This is a genomic window from Cupriavidus sp. YAF13 (genome assembly GCF_052113425.1).
Lineage (GTDB): Bacteria > Pseudomonadota > Gammaproteobacteria > Burkholderiales > Burkholderiaceae > Cupriavidus.
Genome location: NZ_JBFRDD010000034.1, coordinates 111,778 through 134,090, shown reverse-complemented (window position 1 = coordinate 134,090; position 22,313 = coordinate 111,778). Strand labels below are relative to the sequence as shown.

At 66.0% G+C, this 22,313-nt stretch carries 18 protein-coding genes; 7 read left to right on the top strand and 11 right to left on the bottom strand.

The annotated features are described in order from the left end of the window. Positions 1-73: 73 nt before the first annotated feature. Positions 74-2,257, bottom strand: a complete 2,184-nt coding sequence (locus tag AB4061_RS25535; RefSeq protein WP_441638734.1) for a peptidase M23 — start codon at positions 2,255-2,257, stop codon at positions 74-76. Between the two features lie 4 nt (positions 2,258-2,261). Further along, positions 2,262-4,655, bottom strand: coding sequence for a type VI secretion system Vgr family protein (locus AB4061_RS25530; RefSeq protein WP_441638732.1), 2,394 nt, complete (start codon positions 4,653-4,655; stop codon positions 2,262-2,264). A 287-nt stretch (positions 4,656-4,942) separates the two neighbouring features. Between AB4061_RS25530 and AB4061_RS25525 the strand changes: the two genes are divergently transcribed. Continuing rightward, on the top strand, positions 4,943-6,049 hold the full coding sequence (locus AB4061_RS25525) for a tetratricopeptide repeat protein (RefSeq protein ID WP_441638730.1): 1,107 nt from the start codon (positions 4,943-4,945) through the stop codon (positions 6,047-6,049). Here the strand turns inward: AB4061_RS25525 and AB4061_RS25520 are convergent. Further along, complete coding sequence (locus AB4061_RS25520) at positions 6,040-6,753, bottom strand: hypothetical protein (protein WP_441638728.1); 714 nt, start codon at positions 6,751-6,753, stop codon at positions 6,040-6,042. The genes AB4061_RS25525 and AB4061_RS25520 overlap by 10 nt on opposite strands. A gap of 523 nt (positions 6,754-7,276) precedes the next feature. Here AB4061_RS25520 and AB4061_RS25515 point away from each other — a divergent pair. Then, complete coding sequence (locus AB4061_RS25515) at positions 7,277-8,695, top strand: NCS2 family permease (protein WP_441638726.1); 1,419 nt, start codon at positions 7,277-7,279, stop codon at positions 8,693-8,695. Positions 8,696-8,860: 165 nt separating this feature from the next. Here the strand turns inward: AB4061_RS25515 and metC are convergent, their stop codons facing one another. From metC to AB4061_RS25490, 5 genes are read right to left on the bottom strand one after another with little or no spacing between them, the layout of a single operon-like run. Continuing rightward, positions 8,861-10,069: a cystathionine beta-lyase gene (gene metC / locus AB4061_RS25510; RefSeq protein WP_441638724.1), complete on the bottom strand. Its 1,209-nt coding sequence runs from the start codon at positions 10,067-10,069 to the stop codon at positions 8,861-8,863. Between the two features lie 34 nt (positions 10,070-10,103). Then, positions 10,104-10,961: an amino acid ABC transporter ATP-binding protein gene (locus tag AB4061_RS25505; RefSeq protein WP_441638722.1), complete on the bottom strand. Its 858-nt coding sequence runs from the start codon at positions 10,959-10,961 to the stop codon at positions 10,104-10,106. Then, positions 10,948-11,751, bottom strand: a complete 804-nt coding sequence (locus AB4061_RS25500) for an amino acid ABC transporter permease (RefSeq protein WP_441638720.1) — start codon at positions 11,749-11,751, stop codon at positions 10,948-10,950. The genes AB4061_RS25505 and AB4061_RS25500 overlap by 14 nt, the downstream gene beginning before the upstream one ends. Beyond that, positions 11,738-12,484, bottom strand: coding sequence for an amino acid ABC transporter permease (locus AB4061_RS25495; RefSeq protein WP_441638718.1), 747 nt, complete (start codon positions 12,482-12,484; stop codon positions 11,738-11,740). Before AB4061_RS25495 ends, AB4061_RS25500 begins: the two co-directional genes overlap by 14 nt. Beyond that, positions 12,484-13,332, bottom strand: a complete 849-nt coding sequence (locus tag AB4061_RS25490) for a transporter substrate-binding domain-containing protein (protein WP_441638716.1) — start codon at positions 13,330-13,332, stop codon at positions 12,484-12,486. Before AB4061_RS25490 ends, AB4061_RS25495 begins: the two co-directional genes overlap by 1 nt. A gap of 223 nt (positions 13,333-13,555) precedes the next feature. Between AB4061_RS25490 and AB4061_RS25485 the strand changes: the two genes are divergently transcribed. Further along, positions 13,556-14,563 carry a tripartite tricarboxylate transporter substrate binding protein gene (locus AB4061_RS25485; protein ID WP_441638714.1) on the top strand — a complete coding sequence of 336 codons (1,008 nt, stop codon included), beginning with the start codon at positions 13,556-13,558 and terminating at the stop codon, positions 14,561-14,563. A gap of 263 nt (positions 14,564-14,826) precedes the next feature. Here AB4061_RS25485 and AB4061_RS25480 read toward each other — a convergent pair whose 3' ends face one another. After that, positions 14,827-17,121: a rhodanese-like domain-containing protein gene (locus AB4061_RS25480; protein WP_441638712.1), complete on the bottom strand. Its 2,295-nt coding sequence runs from the start codon at positions 17,119-17,121 to the stop codon at positions 14,827-14,829. A gap of 105 nt (positions 17,122-17,226) precedes the next feature. Further along, on the bottom strand, positions 17,227-17,385 hold the full coding sequence (locus tag AB4061_RS25475) for a hypothetical protein (RefSeq protein ID WP_441638710.1): 159 nt from the start codon (positions 17,383-17,385) through the stop codon (positions 17,227-17,229). Positions 17,386-17,496: 111 nt separating this feature from the next. On the opposite strand from AB4061_RS25475, the gene AB4061_RS25470 reads away from it, so the two are divergent. From AB4061_RS25470 to AB4061_RS25455, 4 genes are all read left to right on the top strand, one after another. After that, positions 17,497-18,120 (top strand): cysteine dioxygenase, encoded by a 624-nt coding sequence (locus AB4061_RS25470; protein ID WP_441638708.1) that lies wholly within the window; start codon positions 17,497-17,499, stop codon positions 18,118-18,120. Between the two features lie 49 nt (positions 18,121-18,169). Next, positions 18,170-19,795 carry a rhodanese-like domain-containing protein gene (locus AB4061_RS25465; RefSeq protein WP_441638706.1) on the top strand — a complete coding sequence of 542 codons (1,626 nt, stop codon included), beginning with the start codon at positions 18,170-18,172 and terminating at the stop codon, positions 19,793-19,795. Positions 19,796-19,904: 109 nt separating this feature from the next. Beyond that, entirely contained in the window at positions 19,905-20,198 is a 294-nt protein-coding gene (locus tag AB4061_RS25460; protein WP_174427630.1) for a helix-turn-helix domain-containing protein, read from the top strand. Then, complete coding sequence (locus tag AB4061_RS25455) at positions 20,195-21,499, top strand: type II toxin-antitoxin system HipA family toxin (protein WP_441638703.1); 1,305 nt, start codon at positions 20,195-20,197, stop codon at positions 21,497-21,499. Before AB4061_RS25460 ends, AB4061_RS25455 begins: the two co-directional genes overlap by 4 nt. A gap of 13 nt (positions 21,500-21,512) precedes the next feature. Here AB4061_RS25455 and AB4061_RS25450 read toward each other — a convergent pair whose 3' ends face one another. Next, on the bottom strand, positions 21,513-22,229 hold the full coding sequence (locus tag AB4061_RS25450; protein ID WP_441638701.1) for an SDR family NAD(P)-dependent oxidoreductase: 717 nt from the start codon (positions 22,227-22,229) through the stop codon (positions 21,513-21,515). Between the last annotated feature and the right edge of the window lie 84 nt (positions 22,230-22,313).

The following is a 22,313-nucleotide window of genomic DNA, read 5'->3' as shown; positions in this document are numbered from 1 at the left end:
GACTCCAGGAATCTCTTGAACTGGCGGGCGTTCATCGACTGCTCTCGTCATATCAACGACCAAAGTCTAGCAGCTATCCACGCTTAACCTGAACAGCGCCATTTATGTTGACGCCCTCCGAAAAAGGCCTCGATGCCCAAAAAAATCCGCCGGAATCACAGGCCAGATAACGATCCTCGGCCACAACATCTGGATCGAATCGAGGGGACCAACGAATCAAGTGACCTTGGTCGCTCGGCTTAAAATTATAGTGCTGTGACCCATTCGTTATTCTTGGCGCTGAATTTGGCAGTCGCTCGACATATTGGCCTGTATGAGGCGGAAAATTCCTAAATTTCCCATACGAAGCATAGTTTCCGGCCCACGTGAGTTGCATAATCCCTCGCCCGTAGAACGCGGTATAGTATTGAGTTGCCGGATTATTCGATGAATACGCTCCAAACCCCCATTCATGCATGAGTCGTTTCGTTCCACCTAGATTTCTCCATTGCGCAGTCTCAAGAAGTACTTGAGACAGAAATATAGCTTGCCGCTGTTTGTCACATCCGATGTATTTCCTAATACACTCATTTAATGGACCTATGTAATTCGCCACACGACCCAAAGCCTCACTTTTTTCAAGGGCATAGATATCATTGTTTGTCGTGATTGCAACTATCGGGTTTCCCGTTTTCGTATAGAACATGTGACGGGGGAACGTGGCCGCGAGCTCGCCATGATTTAACCACTCGCATTTTCTAAAATACCGGATGAACTGGAGTGGGTGAAAAAACCAGAGTTTCGCACCGGATTGCAGATTTGTCGCATCCCAAAACTGGAACTGCTTCAACAGGGCCATATATTTCGCGTACCCAGCGCTATCGCCGTAATAAAACTCGCCCTGCTGGCTGAGCAGCTTTCCGTATCGCGCTTCATTATTTGTTCCGTCCCACTCGCTCGGCGCCTGACACACAAACCCTTTGAGCAGATCACGCACGCCTGCCGTATTCCTGACGTACCGGGCTAGCGCATCTTCTTTTTTATACGCTTCCTGCTCGCCTTGCTCCTGCTGCGTCTGACTCTCCTTCGCCGCGCCTAGAATGGCTTGCAATCGATCAATGTCGCACAGCCCGTCACCTGCAAACGGGCTACTGCCTTCGTCGATCTTCTGCCAGTTCGCGAGGAACGGAAAATCCGCATCCGACAGCTTCACGATCGCGTCGTTGTTGAGATCGATATAGCCCTCTTTACCCACAGCGAACGCTGCCCGTATCCACGTTGTTCTTGCCATGCCGGCCGGGAGCGTGGGCGAAGCTGACAGGATGCGGCCAAAGCGCAGCAATTCATACCCATCGCTCGGGCACGCCGGATAGAGTTTCATTGCCCGGTTGTAGAGGTTGTATTCGTACTCAGACTCTTTCTTGTCCTTCAGGAGCTGGGTTCGCGAACCGTCTTCGGCGACGCTCCACGCGCTCGTGTACTTGTTACCCCGGTGAAAATACGATTCGATGTGCAAAGGTTGCTCGTTTTGACCGCCTTGCAACGCGGCGAAGGCAACGCCCTGCAATTTGCCGTTGACCGTTCCCGGCGGCTGCGTCCAGAACGGTTGGTTCGCCGGCACAATGTAGTGGCTATGCCCCCAGTAGTCCTGTCCCGTGGGCGTTTGGGGTTGCCTGTTCCCGAGTTGCGTCGCGGCGAAGTAACGATTGAAGTCATCGGGCAGCATGAAGATCTCGAAGTGGATATGCCACTGCTCGTGACAACGCCCCGGCAACCCGAGCACGTCTTTCCGGTATACCTTTTTGCCACCCCCCGCTTGCGCCGGCGGCGCCACGGGCGGAGTCTGGCTCCCGCCGGGCGATGGCATGCGCAGGAATTCCGGCAACACGCTCGCGTTCACGCCAACGCTGCTGTATGCGCTCAATTCCAGCAAATGCATGTATAGCGAATAAAACGTCAGCGTGCGGCCGTCGCCCGTCTCCGTCGTATGCTTGAGCAGGACGAAACCCGCGTTGCTATCGAGCACGCCATCTCCACCATCGGTGGCGTGCTGACACACCCGATATGCCACGACTTCGCCATCGGCAATCGCCCGTACTTTCTCGTTCCGGGTAGCGGGGTATAGATGCACGCCAGTGTGCCAGCGGCGGTCGAAGGCGATCGGATAGACACCGTGAGCGAGTTCGAAGGTATCCACCACGCTCATCATCGGGTCGGTCAGTTCGGGGGCGTTTGACGCGGTGCCGGCAACGGGCAGAAAGGGAGGGCTGATGATCATTGTCTTAGCGCGACATGTTGTAGGTGTTCGAAACCGTCAATTCGCCTTGCGGCAAATGGGGCAGCGCGTTTTCAACATTCGCCGGCCCCTCGAAGGTAAAGGAAGCCGCCTTGATCCGGAATTCGCCCGGGCAGTGGAACACCACGTTGCCGTTCTCGATCGTGAGCGCGGCACCGCCGCTGGCCATGGCCGCCTTCGTTTTCCCGCTCACCAGCACGTCCTGGCTGGCGCTTGCCACCCGCAGTTGCTTGTCGGCAAACAGGTCCATCGCGTCGCTCTGTGCCTGAATCTCGACCTTGCCCTTCGCCGCGAAGATCTTCAGCCCGAGCTTGTGCGCGCACAGCGAGATCAGGTCGCCGGCGGCCAGCGTGAAGCGCTTTACCGCGCTCACGTCAACGTGCCTGCCGGCGCTCACCATCACGTTCGCGCTGGCGGCCTGCTGGATCGACTGTGGCGTCACCAGCGCGATGCCGCCCGGTGCGCTGGCGATCAGCCCGGCGCTCTTGAGCTGGTCCAGCGCGTCTTTCAGGCTTGCCTGGGTCGCCTTGTCGGCGGGCACGGCCTTCGCCTGCGTGGTGGCATCCACCAGCGCGGTCACGCGGCTCAGGGCCGACTGAAGCTCCTGGAGCGCCGCCTGCATCTCAAGCTGCGGGGCATTCGGACTCGACAAGCCGTCGGCTGACAGCATCAGGCCCCTCGCCCCGTGCACGGTGCCCCAGCCCTGCGTGCTGATCTCGAAGCCCTCGCCGCGCTTCTGTTTCTGGCTGTCGACCAGATAGCCAAGGCTGAACGACGACTTCATGTGGACCGTCGCGATCTTTGCGCCTTCGTGGCCCTTCAGATCCTCGAAGCGGATCTTTGCGCCTTGGAGCGGCGAGCGCCATATCGCGCGGCTGTGCCAGCCAGCGTTGCCATGCACAATGTCCGGGTGCGCATAGTCATGCAACGCCCCGGCGATATACATGCGGTCCACGTCCCCGTTGGTGCCTTCGAGCCGGACCTCCGTGCCGGGCAGCAACGGCGAATGGAAACCCCCTTGGTATGAGGCACTGGGGCGCAGCAGACGCAGGGGCATGGTGTTCACGCCCCGCTTGCCCGTGCGGCGCTGGAAATGGGGCAATACCCGGTAGCGGCCGGCTTCGTCCAGCCACGCGTAGGGGCCGTCGTCGCCTGACTCGATGGTGGCGGTCAGCGTGCCGCAGATCCAGCGCCAGTCCCGCTCGGGGATGTACTCGGGACGATACGTCAGATGCGAAGGCGTCGCCTCGAACGCGTTGATGACCGGCTGGCTGCGACTGCCGGTCGTGACGAGCTTGGTGATCACGACGCCGTATTCGGCCTCGGGCATCTTGTGGTTGGTCAGGCGCACCACCATGCCAGGCATCATGCCGATCACGTTGCTTGTGCCCTTGAACGTGGTCTGCCGGGCGATCAGTTCGTCGCGTCTGGCGTCGGCCAGCATCTGCCCGACCTCTGCCGTGTGATGGTGCTCGGTGCTGCGGTTCACGCTGCCGTACACGGAGGGGTCGTCGCGTGCGACGTACGACTTGGCCTTCAGCGGATCGACTGGCGTACGGTAGTTGTGCTCCCGCAACTCAACCATGGCCGGCACCAGTTTGCGGACCGCGCTGATCGACAGCACCGCCTCATGCCAGTTGCCCGAGAGGCCCGAGACCGGCATCAGCGGCACCTCAAGCGCGCGCACGTAGCCGCGCGGCGAGTTGCCGAACACGATCGTGTCGCGCTGTGGCCCGTCTGCCTTGCGGCCCTGCTTGAAGTAGAAGAAGATGCCGGCGCGCCGGCAATGGCGCGCCACAAAGTTCCAGACGGTCTCCTCGTACATGAGCGCCTGCTCGAAGCGCTCTTCGACGCCTTCCAGCTTGAACTCGACGTCGAACGACTCGATCAGATGGCGGTCGATGATCGACTCGGCGATCATTTCCTTCAGCGTCTTGCCCAGGAAGATTCCCGAGTCGTACACCTGCCTGAACAGCGCAACACGTGGCTCGATGCGCAGCCTGTAGGTTGCCTCGTCACGGCTAGTGCTGACACGCTCCCATTGCGTCACCACGCCATTGACCGTGCGGGCGGGATTGATGACCGGGTCGACCAGGTCCGGCAACGATGGGATCGCGGCGCGCTCGTCGATCGTGAAGGTCGACCGGCGCCCCACGCAGGCTGCGCCGTCGATCGTCTTGTCGATCGACGTGACGGTAATGTCGGCCACGTAGGTTTCGTTGAACCCTTCCTCGATACGGAATTCCAGAACATCCAGCGGTGAGGCGAGCGTAGCGATCGCGAGACCGAGATGCTGGGTCAGCCTGGCACTCGGATGCTGCAGAACATCGTTGAGGGTTCGCATGGCGGCGGTGAAGTCTGGTTTCTCGTTGATCGGCACGGGCACGTATGCCAGTGCCGTTTCGCGAAACAGGCTAGCGCACTAATTCAAGGGGTGTCTATCGGACAAGTCCGAACTTGAGTTGATTTCTCATTCTTTAAGACTTGATTTCCTATTTTTTAAGAATTTTCTGCCCATTTTTTAAGAAATATCGATGGCGTTTGACCTGCGTGCCGACATTGACTGGCGCTGGATGACGTTGGATAGCGGCGAGTGAGCCAGGCGTAAGCACGCCGCGTGCCGGCAAGACCGGTTAAGCTTGCGCCACCGCAACCACGCCGCTTGCCATGACCAAGCCGAGTACGGACCCGAGCGCGCCCGAAGCCGCGCTGGCAGTTGAGTTGGCCATTGAGCTGGAGGCCGGGCTGACGGCGGCCATCACGTTTCTTAACCAGGGCAAGATCGATGCAGCTGCCGGCTATGCGGCCGCGCTCATCGGCCGCTACCCGGCGCATCCCGCCGTGTGCCAGCTGAGCGCGCAGATTGCCTTGCAGCGTGGCGAGGCCACGCTGGCGCGGCGCCATATCGCGCAGGGACTCTCGCTGCGGCCGGATCACCTGCCCTCGCTATTGATCGCCGGCCGGGCGGCGCTGGCCGATGGCGCGCCGACAGAGGCGCTGCCGCCCCTGCTGCGCGCCTGCGCGCTCAGTGGCAATGCCCTGGAGCCGAGCTATCTCGCCTGCCTCGCCCGGTTGCAGAGCGGGACGGCTGATGCCGTGGCGGAACTGGGCCTGCTGATCCAGCGGGCGCCGGGTTTTGCGCCGGCGTGGATCGAACTGGCGGAAGCGATGCGCAAAGGCGGCGAGCTGCAAGCCGCGCTGGCGGCGCTGGACCGCGCCCTGGCGCTGGACGGCAATATCGCGCGCGCGCATTTCCAGCGGGGCAAGGTGCTGCATGCGCTCGGGCGCAAGTCCGAGGCCGCTGGCGCCTTTGCCAGTGCCGTGGCGCTGGAGCCGCGCAGCCGGGAGGCGCGCCTGAACCTGGCCATCGCGCAGCAGGCGCTCGGCGACCTGTGCGCCGCGCAAGCCACGCTGGAAGCCCTCGTCGGCGCGCATCCACAGGACTACGACGGCTGGATCCAGCTTGGGCTGGTGCGGCAAGACCGGCGTGACCTGCGCGGTGCGCAGGCTGCCTTGCGCAGCGCCCTGGCCTGCCAGCCGGACGCCGCGCCGGCGGCGGTCAACCTTGGCATCGTGCTGCAGGAAGACGGCCAGCCGGATGCGGCCCTGGCCGCCTATGCGCACGCCTACCGCGTTGCGCCGGAGACCTTCGGCCGCATCGCGCAGGCGCTGTGCTCGGGACCGCAGGGCCGGCTATGGGCAAACCTCGGCGCCTTGCGTGCCTTGCTAACCAGCCTCGGCGGCTCAGGCAACCCGGGCAGCACTCAGGACTGACCGCCCCGCTCGCGCGGCGCGCGAAAGCGCTTGCGGTACACGCCGGGCGTGGTCAGTACCTCCGCCGCCAGCTTCTCGTAGCGCCCGGCGCCCTCTGCGTCGATCGTGCCGAAGGACAGTTCAAGCTCCGCGCGCGGCACCGGGCAGCACTGCGCGACCGGCGTGCCTTTGGGCAGGACACCGTCGAACCCCGTGTCGGTCCATAGCGCCGGGAAATTGATGCCCACGTCATGGAAGCGGTCCGCATCGACCAGGCCGCTCAGCGTGCGGAACGGCAGATCCCAGCGGTTGGCCGGATGCATCGCCAGCAGCGACCACCCGGGCGGCAGCTCGATGGTCCAGAAGCTGTTGAATTTCAGGGCGACGGCGTCCGAGTACAGTGGCGTGCCGCCCAGTTGCTCCGGCACGTGAAAGCTCAGCGGCGCGCGCGGATGGCCGTCGATGCCCGGCTCGGGCAAGTCCCAATCCCAGGAGAACACGCCCCGCGCCACGCGCACGTCGCATGGCAGCAGAATCACAAAGCCGTGGGTCATGGCATCGATGAACGGCGGGCATTGCTTGATGGTGCGGATGTCGCGGCCGTGCAGGGGCGAGAACGCCTTGGGACGCATCGCCCGCACCCAGTCCGGCAGCGCCTGCTGGGCAGGCTGCGGGCGCGGGAGGCTGTCCTGCAGCAGCGGGTCGCAACGGAAGGTTACTTGCATGGCGTGCATGGCTTGGCTAGGTGGAAGCGGGCAATGTGCCGGAGTGGCCATGCAGTGTAGGGGCGAAGAGACGAAACCGTCTAGTTGCCGCGCCCGCCGCCATCCCCCTTACCCAATGTCCCGGCAGTCCTGACAATTTGGGCGGCATTCGCGCAATCGCCGCTTTGGTAGTTGCCTTCCTGCCCGCGTCCAGCCACAATCCGCGCTTTTCCGAACGCCCCGCCGGCCGCCGGCGCAAGCGCCACTCATATTCATTTCCCAATGTCAGCCATGTTCCGGCCGTTATGAACGAATGCTGCCCCTCCCTTAGTCTTGCGCCATGTCGGACCGGCAGCGCCAGCACGGAGTGGCGAGCAAGCGGCCGACAGCGGCGTACCGGGCCGCATGCAGTGCCGAACGCGACACAAATCTTGTGCGCAGCGGCCCGCATGACGGCCTCGGCAACGACAACGAAAAAGCGAGACAGCCTGGGTATGAGCGACGTAGCCGCCGCCCCAGCGCACCACAAAGGAGACACTCCGCCATGCTTGAACAGCCGTTCCCCGGCCGTGCCACCGCTCCCGGCACCGACGCGATCGAGGCCAAGGCCATCGACGCCATCGCATCCATCGAAGCCAAGGGCTTCCTCGACCGTTACTTCCAGATCAGCCAGCGCGGCAGCACCGGGCGCCGCGAGGCATTGGCCGGCGCCACCACCTTCATGGCCATGGTCTACTCCGTGTTCGTCGTGCCGGGCATGCTCGGCAAGGCCGGCTTCGATGGCAGTGCCGTGTTCGTCGCAACCTGCCTGACCGCGGCGTTCGGCTCCTTGTTGATGGGCGTGTGGGCCAAGCTGCCCATCGCCATCGGCTGCGCGATCTCGCTGACCGCTTTCACCGCCTTCGGGCTGGTGCTTGGGCAGGGGCTCTCCCCAGCCGTTGCACTTGGCGCGATCTTCCTGATGGGCGTGGTCTTCACCGCCATTTCCGTGACCGGCGTGCGCTCCTGGATCCTGCGCAACCTGCCGGCCGGCGTGGCGCACGGCACGGGCATCGGCATTGGCTTGTTCCTGCTGCTGATCGCCTCCAACGACGTGGGCCTGGTGATCAAGAACCCCGGCGCCGGCCTGCCGGTCACACTGGGCAAGATCACCGCCTTCCCGGTCGTCATGTCGATCCTCGGCCTGGCCGCCATCTTCGGGCTGGAACGGCGCCGGGTGCCGGGCGGCATCTTGCTGGTGATCATCGCCATCTCCGCGCTGGGCCTGGCCTTCGATCCCGCCGTCAAGTTCACGGGCGTGTTCGCGCTGCCCGCGCTGAGCGCGCCGGGCCATGCCTCGCTGATCGGTGCGATGGACATCAAGGGTGCGCTGTCGCTGACGGTGCTGCCTAGCGTGCTGGCACTGGTGATGACGGCCGTGTTCGACGCCACCGGCACCATCCGCGCCGTCGCGGGCCAGGCCGGCCAGCTCGATGCGAAGGGACAGATCCCCAACGGCGGGCGTGCCCTGACCACGGACTCGCTCAGCTCGATCTTCTCGGCCTTCTTCGGTGGCGCGCCCGCTGCGGCCTACATCGAATCGAGCGTTGGCGTGGCCGCCGGCGCAAAGACCGGCCTGGCCGCGGTGGTAGTCGGCCTGCTCTTCCTGGCAGTGATCTTCTTCTCGCCGCTGGCCGGGCTGGTGCCTTCGTACGCGACGGCGCCTGCCCTGATGTATGTGGGCCTGTTGATGCTCAGCAGCGTCAGCAAGCTGCATATGGACGATATGGTCGACGCCATGGCCGGCCTGGTCTGCGCGGTCTTTATCGTGCTGACCTGCAATATCGTCACGGGCATCATGCTGGGCTTCTGCACCCTGGTGATCGGCCGCATCGTGGCCGGTGAATACCGCAAGCTGAACGTGGGCACCGTGGCCATCGCGATGGCGCTGGCCGTGTTCTACGGCGGCGGCTGGGCAATCTGAGGCGTGACGGCCGCGGCGCTGCCCGCGGCCGGTGTCGCCACGCCAGCGGGTACTGAAAGCCAGCGCAACGATGACACTGGCTTTTTTGCGAAGCGGGCAAATTCCCGTCCCGCTTCTTTTTTTAGCGGCCTTGCCCTCTCGCGAACGGCCGTCAATCGCACCGCCTCAGGCGGCCGCACGCCGTTGCGGCGCAGATGCCGGCACCGTCGCTGCCAGTCCCTGCGCCAGGTCGGCGATCAGATCCTCCGGTGCTTCCAGGCCGATATGCAGGCGGATCACCGGCTCGGTGCCACGCCAGTACGAGTGTTGCGCCAGGCGCTCCGGCGCTGCCACCTGCACCAGGCTTTCATAGCCGCCCCACGAAGCCCCCAGCCCGAACAGGCTCAGCGAATCCACCAGCTTGCGCGCCGCCGCCTCATCGGCGGTGGGCAGCGAGAACGAGACCAGCCCGTTGGCGCCAGAGAAATCCCGCAGCCACAGCGCGTGGCCGGGGTCCGAGGGCAAGGCCGGATAGAACACCCGCCCTACCGCCTCATGCGCTTCCAGGAACTGTGCCACCGCCAAGGCATTGCGCTGGTGCTGGGCCAGCCGCACGGCCAGCGTGCGGATGCCGCGCAGCGCCAGGTAGGCATCGTCCGCGCTGATGGCCAGGCCGAAGCCATCGTAGGCATCGGCAATGCGGCGCGCCAGCCCCGCGTCCTTGACCACCACCGCGCCCTGCATCAGGTCGGAATGGCCGCTGATGTACTTGGTCGATGCCAGGATCGATATGTCCACGCCGAGCGCCAGCGGCTGCAGCACATGGCCGGAAGCCCACGTATTGTCGGTGGCCACCACCACGCCATGGCGGTGCGCGATCTGCGCAAGGCGTGGCAGGTCCAGCACCTCGTACAACAGAGAACTGGGCGACTCCAGGTAGAGCAGCCGCGTGTTGGGGCGGATCAGCGCTTGCACATCGTCCTCGCTGGGCGAGAAATAGCTGACCTCGATGCCCAGGCGGCGCAGCAGCGTTTGCTCCAGCCTGCGTACCGGCGCATAGACGCTGTCCACCACCAGCGCATGGTCACCCGGCGACAGCAGCGCCAGGAAGGTCAGCGAGATCGCCGCCAGCCCCGAGGGCGCCAGGAAGGTGCGATTGCCGCCTTCGAGCCCGGCAATCGCGTCTTCCAGCGCGCGGTGCGTATCCATGCCCTGCCGGCCATAGGAGCTGACACGCTCGCCGCGCGCATGGCGCGCCCGGATATCGTCATAGGCGTCGGAGTTCTCGAAGCGCACGGTGCTGGTGCGCACCACCGGCACATTGACCGGGCCGTGGCCCTGGACAAAGGGCGGCGTGCCGGCGTGGATCAGTTGGGTATCGCGATGATGGCTCATGGTTGCTCGATAGGGAGTTTGGCTTGTGCCGCGCTCAGACGGCGAAGCGCAGCTTGTCGAAAGAGAAAACGAAGGGATCGGCCTGCGCGCGCGGGGCTGTGCCGAGCGAGCGGTTGAGAAAGGCGCGCGTGCGCTCGCTGCGCGGCGCGCTGAAAATGCGGCTGGCCGGGCCATGCTCGACAATGCGCCCGCCTTCGGTGAAGTAAACCTCGTCGCTGATCTCTTGCGCAAAGCGCATCTCGTGCGTCACCAGCAGGCAGGTCAGCCCCTCCTCGACCAGGTCGCCGATCACGGTCAGCACCTCGCCCACCGTCTCCGGGTCCAGCGCCGAGGTCACCTCGTCGAACAGGATCAGCTCCGGCTCCATCGCCAGCGCGCGAGCGATCGCGACCCTCTGCTGCTGGCCGCCGGAGAGTTCGCCCGGATACGCGCCCGCCTTGTCGGCCAGGCGCACTTTGCGCAGCAACGCGATGGCGGTGGCCTCCGCCTGGGCGCGGCCGCGTCCCAGCACGCGCAATGGCGCGATGGTGAGGTTCTGCAGCACGGTCAGGTGCGGAAACAGGTTGTACTGCTGGAAGACAAAGCCCACACGCTTGCGCAGCGCAATGCGCTCGGCCTCGCTGCGCAGTTCGCGCACTGCAACGCCGCCGACCGTCACCGTGCCCTGCTGCGGCTCCAGCAGGCCGGTAAGGCAACGCAGGATGGTGGACTTGCCCGAGCCGGACGGACCGATGATGGACACCGCCTGCCCGCGCCGCACTTCCAGGTCGATGCCCTTGAGCACCGGGTTGCCGCCAAAGGCAAGGTGCACGTCCTTGAGCGCAACCAGCGGCGCGGCAGCCACGGGGACCGCGGACAACACGGGCCCGCCGTTATGTTCAGGCAACAGCATATTTTTGTTCCAGGAAACGGGTGAAGCGCGAAATCGGGTAGCACCAGGCAAAGAACATCGCCAGCACGGTGAAATAAATCAGCACGGTGAAGGCGGTCTGGTTGACGGTATTGCTGGCGATCTGCGCGGTATCGAGCAGATCGTGCACGCCCACCAGCGAGGCCAGCGCGGTGCCCATGGTGAGCGTGGCGTACAGGTTCATCCACGGCGGCAGCATGCGGCGCACGCATTGCGCAACGATGATCAGCCGCAGGATCTGCCAGCGCGAGAACGCCATCGAGCTGGCCGCCTCCCACTGCGTGAGCGGGATCGACTGCACCGCGCCGCGCAGCACCTCGGCCACATTGGCGCTGGCCGGCAGCGCCAGCCCCACCACCACCTTGAACCAGTCGGGGAACGGCACGATATGACTGCCGATATTCACCTCGAACGGGAAGACGTAGGTGGAAAAATAGATCAGCACCAGCCAGGGCGCATTGCGGAACACCTGCACGTACAGATGCGCCGGGCGTGACAGAAGCGCCACCGGCGACAGGCGCAACGCGCCAACCAGCAGCCCGCCGGCCGTGCCCAGCAAGATCGCCAGCAGGCTCACGCCGATATTGACCAGGAAGCCGCGCACCAGCGCCGGCGACCATTGCCAGGCGCTGGCCAGCGCGCGGGCCAGGTCCGGATGGCGGGTCGCCGCCAGCGCCACCGCCACCAGCGGCAGGAGCCACAGCAGACCGGCATAACGACCGGCGCGCGACGTTGCGGACGCGGCGAGATAAGTGGAATCAGCGCTCGCCATAGCCGGGCATCCTTAGTCGAAGTTCCAGCCAGTTGCCCGCCTGGCTGACCACCCAGGTCAGCAGGCCGAAGAACAACAGCAACAGCACCATCAGTTCCAGCACGTTGTCGCGCTGGGTCCAGATCATGATGGAGGCGTAGGTGATATCGCCCACCGCAATCGCGGACGCCACCGCCGTGGCCTTGACCAGCTCCACGGAATTGTTGACCAGGGCAGGCAGGGCAAAGCGCACCGCCAGCGGCAACTGCACGCGCCAGAGCAAAGTGCGGCGATCAAAGCCGAGCGACGCCGCCGCCTCCAGCGTGACCTTGGGCACCGCCTCGATGCCGGCGCGCAAGGCTTCGGCATGAAACACGCCCTTGTGCAGCGACAGCACCACCACCACCCACAAGAATGGCGTGAGTGGATTGGTCCGCTGCGCGTCCTGCAAGGCATGGGTGATCAGCATGTTGAGAACCAGGAAGGCGCAGTAGAGCTGCACCAGGGTTGGCGTGTTGCGGGTGACTTCCACAAACGCGCGCGTGGCACCGGCCAGCAGCGCGTTGCGCGAAGTCAGCGCCGCCGCCATTCCCACTCCGGCGGCCAGGCTGCCGGCAAGGGTGCAAAGCACCAGCTGGATGGTTACCCAAGCGCCATGCACGAAGGAGGCGCGGTCATACGCATCGGCGAGGAACGCGTAGTTCAGGCCGATGCGGTGCGCCGCATCGATCCACCAGGCAATCGCTGCGTCCATCAGGAACGGCCGCCCTTGAACTTGTCATGCAGCTCGGTCAGCGCCGGCGACGGCGGCAGGATGCCGGCCTTCTTCTCGGCGGCAACCAGCCAGCCGCTGCGATGCCAGTTCTGCACGATGCGGTCCACCGCAGAAATAGTGTCCTGCTCGCCCTTGCGGGTCCAGATCACGGTCGGCGCGGGATTGAGCTCAGGCAGCACGATGCGGTAGTTCTGCCATTCCGGGTTGCCCCGCACCAGCGGCTGCAGCAGCGTGTTGTCGTGCACGGCGCCGGCGCAGTTGTCACCGCGCAGCGCCAGCAGCGATTCCGCCGAGCCTTTGAAGCCCTTCGGGATGGCGCCGTATTCCACCTGCACCGGGCGCGTATAGCTGCTGCCCTGCGAGATGCACACCGTCTTGCCCTTCAAGTCTTCCCAGCGGCGGATATCGCTTTGCTTGGGCACGAYCACCGCGCCGCCCACACGATAGTAAGGCGTAGGCACGTGGCCCAGTTGCTCACCGCGCTCGGCGTTGTATTCCATCGCGGCGATCAGCACGTCGACCTTGCCCTGCTGCAGGAACTGCACCCGATTGGACGGCTGCACCTGCACCGTTTCCAGCTCCACATTGAGCTGCCTGGCCAGGTCCTGCGCGAGGTCCGCGTTGAAGCCGACGGGCTTTTGCGTGGCGGGATCGATCGAGCCGAAGGCGCTGCCGGACAGCATGATGCCGACCACGATCTTGCCGCGCTGGCGGATCTTGTCGAGCGTGGCGTCGGCCTGCGCGGCGCCGGCAAAGAAGGTGCCGGCCAGCAAGGCGGCAGCGAAGACAAGAGGACGCGGGGAGCGCAGCGAAAGAGTGCGGGTCATGGTGTGTTCGAGTTCTTGTTGGCTAAGTCGTTGGTGCAATGCAGCCGACAAACTGTACGCAAGCGCCGACGGGCACGGAACGAATAAAAGAGCCAATCGTTATGCGCATTCCGTTGCCCGCGGCAGCACAGCGCGGGCGCATATCCATGCGCGGAAAGATTCGTTGGCCGCGAGCGCCACGCTTTCTAAGCTTTGCGCTCGATTCGCCTCCGGCAACACCGTCATGCAACGTCGCACCCTGTTCCGCGCCCTCCTCTGCCTGCCCGTCGCCGCCGCTGCGGCCGCCATCGCTGGCGTACCCGCTGGCGTGCCTTTGCACAGCGATGCCACGCAGGCCCCGCAAGCCTTCCCCGCGCGTCCCGTGCGCATCGTGGTGCCGGTGGCGCCCGGCGGCAGCGCCGACAAGCTCGCGCGTACGCTGGCGCTCAAGCTCAGCGAGAAATGGGGCCAGCCCGTGGTGGTGGAAAACGTGGTGGGCGCCAGCGGCACCCTGGGTGCCGCGCAGGTGGCGCGGGCCAGGCCGGACGGCTACACCTTGCTGCTGGGTGGCGAAGGCGTGACGCTGAACGCCTCGCTGTTCAAGACGCTGCCGTACGATGCGAGCCGCGCGTTTCGCGGTGTCAGCAAGGCGGTGGTGAATCCGCAGATCCTGGTCGCCAGGCCGGATCTTGGCGTGCGCAACCTGCAGGACTACATCGCGCTGGCACGCAGGAAGCCGGGCGGGATCACGCTTGGCCTGCCGGGCAATGGCGGCATTGCCCACGTGGCCCATGAAATGCTATCGCGCCAGACCGGCATCAAGGTCAACTACATTCCCTACGCCGGGGGCGCGCCCGCCACGGTCGACCTGCTTGGCGGGCATATCGACGCAACGCTCATCACGCTCGCGGCGGTGACCGATTACGTGCGCTCCGGCCGGCTGACTGCGTTGGCGGTGACCACGCCTTACCGCTCGAAGGCGCTGCCACAGGTGCCGACCATGGCGGAGGCAGGTGCCGCCGGTTTCGCGGTGGAAAGCTGGCAGGGCTTGCTTGCGCCTGCGGCTACGCCGGCTGATGTGGTGGATCGCATTAGCCGCGATGTGGCGGCCGTGCTTGATGTGCCGGCCACGCGCAGCCAGCTGGAGGATGCGGGGTATGTTGTGGTGGGGTCTTCGGCGCAGGCGCTGGATGCTACGTTGGCTCGGGATTTGCCTAGGTATGCTTTGGTACCCAAACTCGCATCGCCTTAAGGCGATACTCAGACATGGGTCCCTCTTTTCCGCTCTTTTCGTGAAATCCCGAGGCGCCCCATACGGCCTTGGTGAACCTTGACGGCTCGCTTCGCATCGCGTTGGGGTGTGGCCCGCCCTTCGGGCGCTTCACACGGCTACCACAACGGGTTGATCGGCTGATCAGTTGAACGGTTGATCTTGCCGCTGGTTGGCTCCCCTCTCCCACTTGTAGGAGGGGCCGGGGGAGAGGGTGGGCGCTGGCCGAAGCGATGCCTTTGCGCCTACTGCTGCCTGTAGTCCACCAGCCGCACCGGCAAATCACCGTCTCGTTCGAGTTGATCCACCAGGCCGATTTCCCAGTTCAGGTAGGCGTGCATCTCGGACTTCCGGCGGTTTTCATCCTCGTAAGCGTAGGCGCTGTACCAGGCGTCTTCGTCGCCGGTCAGGACTCGCGCTGCGGCGGCCGTGCCGGCCTCGCCGGATTCCGTTGGCAGGCCAAGCGCTTGCCAGCGTGCGTTGCCGCCCAGCAGCGCGCGGACGTCGCGCTGGCTGGTGCGGCGCAACTCCGCTGCCACCGCTTGCGCCAGCACGCCGTCGGAAGACGTCACCACGATGATGTCGTCGGCACTGGCATGCTCCAGCACCAGCGCGACCTTCTCTGGCGTGGCGAACCATGCGCCGGGTAGGTGGCCGCGTCGGAATGCCAGGCTGCTATCCACGTCCACCACCGTTACCCCGCCCCGCGCTTGCAGCGTGGACAGCGATGCGGCTTCGATCCATGGTGCTTCGGCCTCGGAGGCGCGCAGCACGCGCACGGGCTCGGGGCCGGATTCGCGCGGTGCCAGCGGTGCCGGACGGAACAGGTAGACCTCGTGGCCGCTGAACTGGGCCAGCCAGGCTGCCGTGACCTGTGCGCGCACGCCGTCCCAGTCGGCCAGCACGATGCGGGCGCGGCGGGTGCCGGCGTAGGCGTCAGTGGCCTGCACCAGCTGGCCGCCGGGGGCGCTGCGCCAGCCCGGCAGGTGGCCTGCGGCGTATTCCTCGGGCGAGCGGACATCGAAGCGGTACAGCGTGCGGTCATCCACCTGCTGCGCGAAGGCAGCTAGCTGCGCCGCATCGATATGTTGCACGCCGGCGCGCTGCGCCACGCGGGTGGCCCGTTCACGCGCCGCGGCCTGGGCGGCTTCGCCGGGCTGTGGCGCGAAACGGGTCTGGCCGTGGTCGAGCTGGTAGCCGGCCAGCAGCCATGCCATGGTGCCGTCCTTGAGCGACACCACGCGATTGGGAATGCCAGCGTTGATCAGCGTCTGCGCGCCCACGATGCTGCGCGTGCGGCCGGCGCAATTGACCACCACCAGCGTCTCGGGATCGGGCGCGATCTCGCCAATGCGGTAGACCAGCTCGGCTCCCGGGCAGTCCACCGCGCCGGGGATGCTCATGTTCTGGAATTCCGTGAAGGGGCGGCTGTCCACCACCACCACGTTGTCGCCACGCGTCTGGTGCAGCTTGAGCGCCTCGGCGGTGATCCACGGCGTCTGCAGCTCGTGCTCGATCACTTCGCCGAAGGCTTTGCTGGGCACGTTGGTGCCGCTGAAGATCTCATAGCCGGCGGCCTGCCAGGCACGCGTGCCGCCTTCGAGCACGGATACGTTGGTATAGCCAAAGCGCAGCAGCTTGGCCGCGACTGCGTGGGCGATATCCTCGACCAGATCCGTCACCACGATGCGCGTGGTGCGGCGCGGCACCAGCCGGTCGATCGTGGTCTCGAGCCGGCCCAGCGGCGCGGGCACGGCGAACAACAGGTGCTCACGCGAGAAAGCGCCCTCTTCCCGCGCGTCGAGCACGGCGAGCTCCTCTCCCTCGGCGATGGCGCGCTTGAGCGCGGCCGGGCTCACCAGCGGATGGCGGATCAGCGCAGGCGCGGCAAAGGTGCGGTAGCTGTATTGCGTGCCACCCTCGGGCGCGGGGTCGAACTTCACACGCTCGCTCAGGCGGGACAACGTGAGGCCGTAGAAGTGYAGGTGCAAGCCAGGCGTATCGCCGATCAATTCGATGGTATGCACATCGGTGGGCGATAGCGTGATGGCATTGCCTGCCTGTACATCGAGCTGGCGTAGCGGTTCCAGCGTATCGAGCCCGGGCTTGCTGCCCTGGCTGCGATGAAAGATCACATTGCGCTCCACGCCGCGCACGCCGGCAATCACCGCCCAGGTGGTGTGGTCGTGCGGCGGCTGCGCCTTGCCCGGCAGGCCGGCCGAGGCGAACAAGGCAAAGCGGCCGTCCGGGTCTTCCGCCAGCCGGTAAATCGCGGCGGGCCTGGCCGCATCCACGGGGAAATGCGCCGGCGGGAACAGATGCGCCTGGCTGGCCAGCGCCACCAGTTCGTCGGCGATCGCGGCCAGCGGCGTCTTGTCGGCAGCGTGGCTGCCGGCAATCTCACGAGCACGGGCGATGAAGGCGGCGACCGCCGCGGCGCGGGCGCTGCTCACGTGGCCGGCAACGGCCGTGGCGTCGGCGTTTGGGTCGGCCTTTGCGTCAGTATCGGCCAAGGTCTGGGACAAGTCGGTAATGGTCATGGCAAGAAGCTCTTGAAAATGCTGGGCACGTTGAAGCCTAAAAGAACTTGCGCCTGGCGCTAACGAATCAGATCGCAGATCGTTATGCCGTGCCTGGCGTGGACATCATGCCGCCGCGGGTTGCCGCGCGCGGGCAAAGGCCACCAGCCACTCCACGCCCTGCGCGCACTCCTCGGCGGCGGCCACCAGGGCGATGCGGACATGGCCCGCGCCGGGGTTGTGGCCATTTACCGTGCGCGCCAGGAAGGCCTTGCACCAGATCAAAACCGAATATGCATCGGCGATATTGTTAGTTCTTCCCGGGTCGCGCACTCCGTAGAGTGGAGCATGGCCGCCACCTGCCACGGCATCGTATTCATTACAGGATCTCCCCCCATGACGACCCAGACCAATCAGACCAATCAGCAAAACCAGCGCAGTGCGGCCATTGCCGCCACCCTCGCCGAAGTCAGCGCACTGACGGCACAGCGCGAGGTGGATCGCGCCACGCTCGGGCAGGTCACCGCCGCGCTGCAGAAGCTGGCCGACCAGAAGGACCTGTTCGGCTTTGCCGATTTCCCGCCGCCCAGCGACGGCACCACCACCTCTACCCGCTACCGCCTGAGCGGGGAAGGCCAGTTGCCGGCGCTCTATCTCAATTCGATCGTGCCGGGCAAGAAGACCATCCCGCACAACCATGACACGTGGGCCGTCATCGTGGCCGTGCAAGGCGATGAGCTCAACCGCGTCTACCGCCGCACCGACGACGGCAGCAACCCCGAGCGGGCCAACATCGAACTGGAGCGCGAACTGGTGGTGCGCCCGGGCACGCCGATCAGCTTCCTGCCGCAGGACATCCATAGCATTCACGTGGTGGGCGACGCCCCCACGCTGCACTTCCACCTCTACGGCCGCCCACTCGAAACGCTGACGGGGCGCATCGGCGTGGAGCTGGAGACCGGGCGCATCGTCAACTACAACGCTACCCAGTTGAACCGCAGCGAGAAAGCAGCGGCCTGACATTGCGGCCAAGACGACAGCCCCATCCCTTGTTCACGCGGAGCACGCCATGACCCAATCCATCGACGCCGTCACCTTGCGCGGCTGGCTTAACGACGGCCAGCCCCTGGCGCTGTTCGACGTGCGCGAGCACGGCCAATATGGCGAGGGCCATCCCTTCTTCGCCGTGCCCCTGCCCTACAGCCGGCTGGAGCTGGATGTTGCCCGCCTGGCGCCGCGCCTGGCCGAGCGCATTGTGCTGTTCGACGACGGCGACGGCGTGGCCGGGCTGGCGGCACAACGGCTGGCTGGCCTGGGCTACAGCAATCTCACGCTGCTGGCGGGGGGCGCAGCGGCGTGGGCCGCGGCCGGCTACACCTTGTTCAAGGGCGTCAACGTGCCATCGAAGACGTTTGGCGAACTGGTCGAACACCAGCAGCACACGCCGCGCCTGAGCGCTGCTGAGCTGGTGGCGCGCCGCGACAGCGGCGAGCCGCTGGTGCTGGTGGATGGCCGCACCTTTGCCGAGCACCAGAAGATGACCATCCCCGGCGCGCACAGCCTGCCCAACGGCGAGCTGGCCCTGCGCCTGGCGACACTGCTGCCGGATGCGCAGACCACCGTGGTGGTGCACTGCGCCGGGCGCACGCGCAGCATCATCGGCGCGCAGACGCTGCGCAACCTTGGCCTGCCCAATCCCGTGCTGGCGCTGGAAAACGGCACGCAGGGCTGGTACCTGGCCGGCCACGTGCTTGAGCACGGCAGCCAGCGCCGCTACCCGGCGGCCCCGCCGGCCAGCGAGCTGGCCGAGGCGCGCGCTCGCTCGGCCCGGCTGCTGCAGCGTGCCGGCTTGCCCGCGCTGTCGGCCACGCAGGCGCAGCAGTGGCTGGACGACAACAGCCGCACCACCTACCTGCTGGACATCCGCACCGCCGAGGAATTCGCGCAAGGCTCGATCGACGGCGCGCGGCACGCGCCCGGCGGCCAGCTGGTGCAGGCCACCGACCAATACATCGGCGTGCGCGGCAGCCGCGTGATCGTGTTCGACGACGACGGCGTGCGCGCACCTGTGGTGGCCAGCTGGCTTTACCAGCTGGGCTATGAGAGCGCCGTGCTCGCGCACGGCGTCAACGCCGCCATCAAGGCGAGCGCGCCGCCGCGCACCCTGCCCGCCCACGCCCTGCCGGTGCTCGACGCCAACCTGCTGCGCGCGCTGCACGCGGAGGCGCCCGACGCGCTGCGCATCGACCTGCGAGACAGCGCTGAATATGCCCGCGGCCATGCCGAAGGCGCGGCCTGGTCGATCCGCCCGCGCCTGCCCGCCACGCTGGACCGCCTCGGCGCCACCCATGACCAGCCGGTCATCCTGATCGCAAGCGAGCCGCACGTCGCCAACCTAGCCGGGCGGGATCTGCTGGCCGCCGGCTACCGCCATGTGTACCGGCTGGCGGAGGGCTACCGCACCTGGCAGGCCGCGGGGCTGCCCGAAGCGGCCGAGCCGGTGGGGCTGCCGCCCGAAGCACGTATCGATTACCTGTTTTTCGTGCACGACCGGCACGAGGGCAACAAGGACGCCGCGCGCGCCTACCTCGCCTGGGAAACCGGGTTGATTGCCCAGTGCGCGCCGGATGAGCTGGGGCGCTTCCGCATTCTGGCGTCCGCAGGGCAAGCGGCAGACCAGAGCAAGGCGGCCTGATCGCACAAGCTCATGTTATGACATATTAATTTGATATATTTTATGCAATAACATAAAAAACACCGTCATGTGCTATGCTATTTCATATCTTTTGATATGAAAATATGCCATGGCATCATTCTACGATCAGCTCCAGGCACGCCGAGCCACACGCAAATCCTCGCTGGGGGAAGTGGCCCGGCTGATCGGCATGGCGCCGTCCAACCTGACCACGGCGCTGAGCGGCCGCAGCGATGTGCGCGCCTCCACACTCGAAGCCGTGGGTGCCGCGCTCGATGCGGAATGGGTCCTGGTGCCACGCGAGCACCTGCTCGCCGTGAAGCGCCTGGTCGAGGGCAAGGACAGCGGGCCGGACCGCGAGGCCAAGACCTCGGTGGAAATGTTCCTGGAGCAGGAATCATGAGCCCCGGGCTGCGCCCCCGCTATCTGGAAGTGCACCTGCACGGCGTGCTGTGCGGCCATCTGTGCGAGGTCGAGCGCACCTGCCGCTTCGTGCCGGCAGAGGCCTTCCGTGGCGACCCGCTGCGGCCCACGCTCAGCCTTTCGCTGACCTTCCCCGGCAACGACACGCTGACCGCCTCGGTGCTGGCCAACCCCTTCCATCGCGCGCTGTACAACACCAACGCGGCGCTGCCGCCCTACTTCGCCGGGCTGTTGCCCGAGAGCGAGCTGCGCAAGCGCCTGGAGGCCACGCGCCACCATCCCGAAGACCGTGACGATTTCGGCATCCTGGCCGCCGCCGGCGACGACCTGCCGGGCGCGGTAGTGGTGCGCCCCGCGCCCATCGACGCCCTGCCCGAGCACGTGCGCACCGTCGGCGTGACGGGTGGCGCGGACAACCTGGAAATTGCCGTGATCGAAGGCGCCACCGAAGGCGCGGCATCGGTCTCGGGCGTGCAGAACAAGCTAGCACTGTCCACCGCGCATGCCGGCAAGCGCTACTCCATGCCCACCCATGGGCACCTCTCCGACCTGATCGCCAAGCTGCCCGCGCGCAATGACGACAGCCAGGTCTTCAACGAATACGTGTCGATGCAACTGGCGCAGGCTGCCGGCGTGGCGGTGGCACCGTGCCGGCCCGTGCCGCTTGCCGCCATCGAGGTCGAGGGGCTGGCCGAGGCCCTTGGCACCGGCCTGCACTTCCTCGCCGTGGACCGCTTCGACCGCGAGCCCGGCGGGCGCGTGCATGCCGAAGACGGCTGCCAGTTGCTGACCCGCATGCCCAACCGCAAGTATGGCGGCCATGACGCCTACGCCGCCCTGGTGCAACTGCTGGAGCGCCTCAGCGTGCGCGGCATCGAAGACGTGCGGCAGTTCTTTATCCGCCAGGCCGTCGATACGCTGCTGGGCAACAGCGACGCCCACCTGAAGAACTTCTCGTTCCTGTACCGCAACGGCGTCGCGCCCGAACTCTCGCCCGCTTATGACATCGTCAGTGTGGCTGCCCTGCCGGGCTTTGCCGGCTTCGGCCAGAACGTAGCCATCGACCGGCAGCAGCGCGAGCAAACCCTGCAGACCTACCGCGAATTCGCGCGCAAGGCCCGGATCGCCGAGCGCATCGCCACCGCCGCCGTGAAAGACGCGGTGGCGATGGCGCACGAGCGCTGGCCGGCATTGCTGGAGCAGCTGCCGGCGCCGGCGGGCATGCGTGCCATCGTGCTGGAGCGGCTGGCGACATTACCCCTGGCACGGCGCAAGGCTTAGTTCAGCGCCCCCCTCAGCTCAGCCCATCCAGCACCACGTGCTGCCCATGGATCGCCTGCGCCGCGTCCGAGGCCAGGAAGGCAATGGCGCGCGCCGCCGCCGCGGTCGAGACCCAGTTGGTGGGATCGGCGGTGGGCATGGCCTGGCGGTTGGCATGGGTGTCGAGCGTGCCCGGCGCGACGCTATTGACGTTGACGCCAGCTCGGCGCACCTCATGCGACAAGCTCTCCACCAGACGCTGCAACGCGCTCTTTGACGCGCAGTAGGCGCCCATCGCGGCGGCGCCGCTAGCGGCGCCGCGCGCGGTCACAGCCACGACCTTGCCGGCACCCTGCGCAAGCATGGCGGGCACCAGGTGCTGCGTGACGGCCACCAGCGACCAGGCGTTCAGATCCATCATCCGCATCCAGGATTCGCGGCTGAGCGCATGCACGGGCTCGCCCATCTCGAAGCCGCCTGCCACGTGCACCAGCACATCCACGCCACCGAACGCGTCGAGGATGCTGCGCGCCGCCATGGCCATGCTGTCCGTCGAGGTCACGTCCGCCGCTAGCAACAGGTGCCAGTCCGCGGCCTCGGGCACCGGCGCGTGCGCACGCAGCACCTCCACGTCGCGGTCGATCAGGGCCAGCCGCGCCCCCTCGTCCGCGAACGCCTGGGTAACGGCGCGGCCAAGCGCGCCACCGGCGCCAGTAATCACGATGCGGCGGGGGGATGCTGACGATGCCATGGTGTTCTCCTGTTCGGGCTTCGGTCTCCTAGTCACCATAGTCTGCCGCGCTTGAGGTGGAAAGCGCGTTGGAGGGCGAGGGGC

Bases quoted from the DNA above. Each gene is read 5' to 3' on its own strand.
- AB4061_RS25535 (WP_441638734.1), bottom strand. From the start codon at position 2,257: ATGATCATCAGCCCTCCCTTTCTGCCCGTTGCCGGCACCGCGTCAAAC.
- AB4061_RS25525 (WP_441638730.1), top strand. From the start codon at position 4,943: ATGACCAAGCCGAGTACGGACCCGAGCGCGCCCGAAGCCGCGCTGGCA.
- AB4061_RS25520 (WP_441638728.1), bottom strand. From the start codon at position 6,753: ATGCAAGTAACCTTCCGTTGCGACCCGCTGCTGCAGGACAGCCTCCCG.
- AB4061_RS25515 (WP_441638726.1), top strand. From the start codon at position 7,277: ATGCTTGAACAGCCGTTCCCCGGCCGTGCCACCGCTCCCGGCACCGAC.
- metC (WP_441638724.1), bottom strand. From the start codon at position 10,069: ATGAGCCATCATCGCGATACCCAACTGATCCACGCCGGCACGCCGCCC.
- AB4061_RS25505 (WP_441638722.1), bottom strand. From the start codon at position 10,961: ATGCTGTTGCCTGAACATAACGGCGGGCCCGTGTTGTCCGCGGTCCCC.
- AB4061_RS25500 (WP_441638720.1), bottom strand. From the start codon at position 11,751: ATGGCGAGCGCTGATTCCACTTATCTCGCCGCGTCCGCAACGTCGCGC.
- AB4061_RS25495 (WP_441638718.1), bottom strand. From the start codon at position 12,484: ATGGACGCAGCGATTGCCTGGTGGATCGATGCGGCGCACCGCATCGGC.
- AB4061_RS25485 (WP_441638714.1), top strand. From the start codon at position 13,556: ATGCAACGTCGCACCCTGTTCCGCGCCCTCCTCTGCCTGCCCGTCGCC.
- AB4061_RS25470 (WP_441638708.1), top strand. From the start codon at position 17,497: ATGACGACCCAGACCAATCAGACCAATCAGCAAAACCAGCGCAGTGCG.
- AB4061_RS25465 (WP_441638706.1), top strand. From the start codon at position 18,170: ATGACCCAATCCATCGACGCCGTCACCTTGCGCGGCTGGCTTAACGAC.
- AB4061_RS25460 (WP_174427630.1), top strand. From the start codon at position 19,905: ATGGCATCATTCTACGATCAGCTCCAGGCACGCCGAGCCACACGCAAA.
- AB4061_RS25455 (WP_441638703.1), top strand. From the start codon at position 20,195: ATGAGCCCCGGGCTGCGCCCCCGCTATCTGGAAGTGCACCTGCACGGC.
- AB4061_RS25450 (WP_441638701.1), bottom strand. From the start codon at position 22,229: ATGGCATCGTCAGCATCCCCCCGCCGCATCGTGATTACTGGCGCCGGT.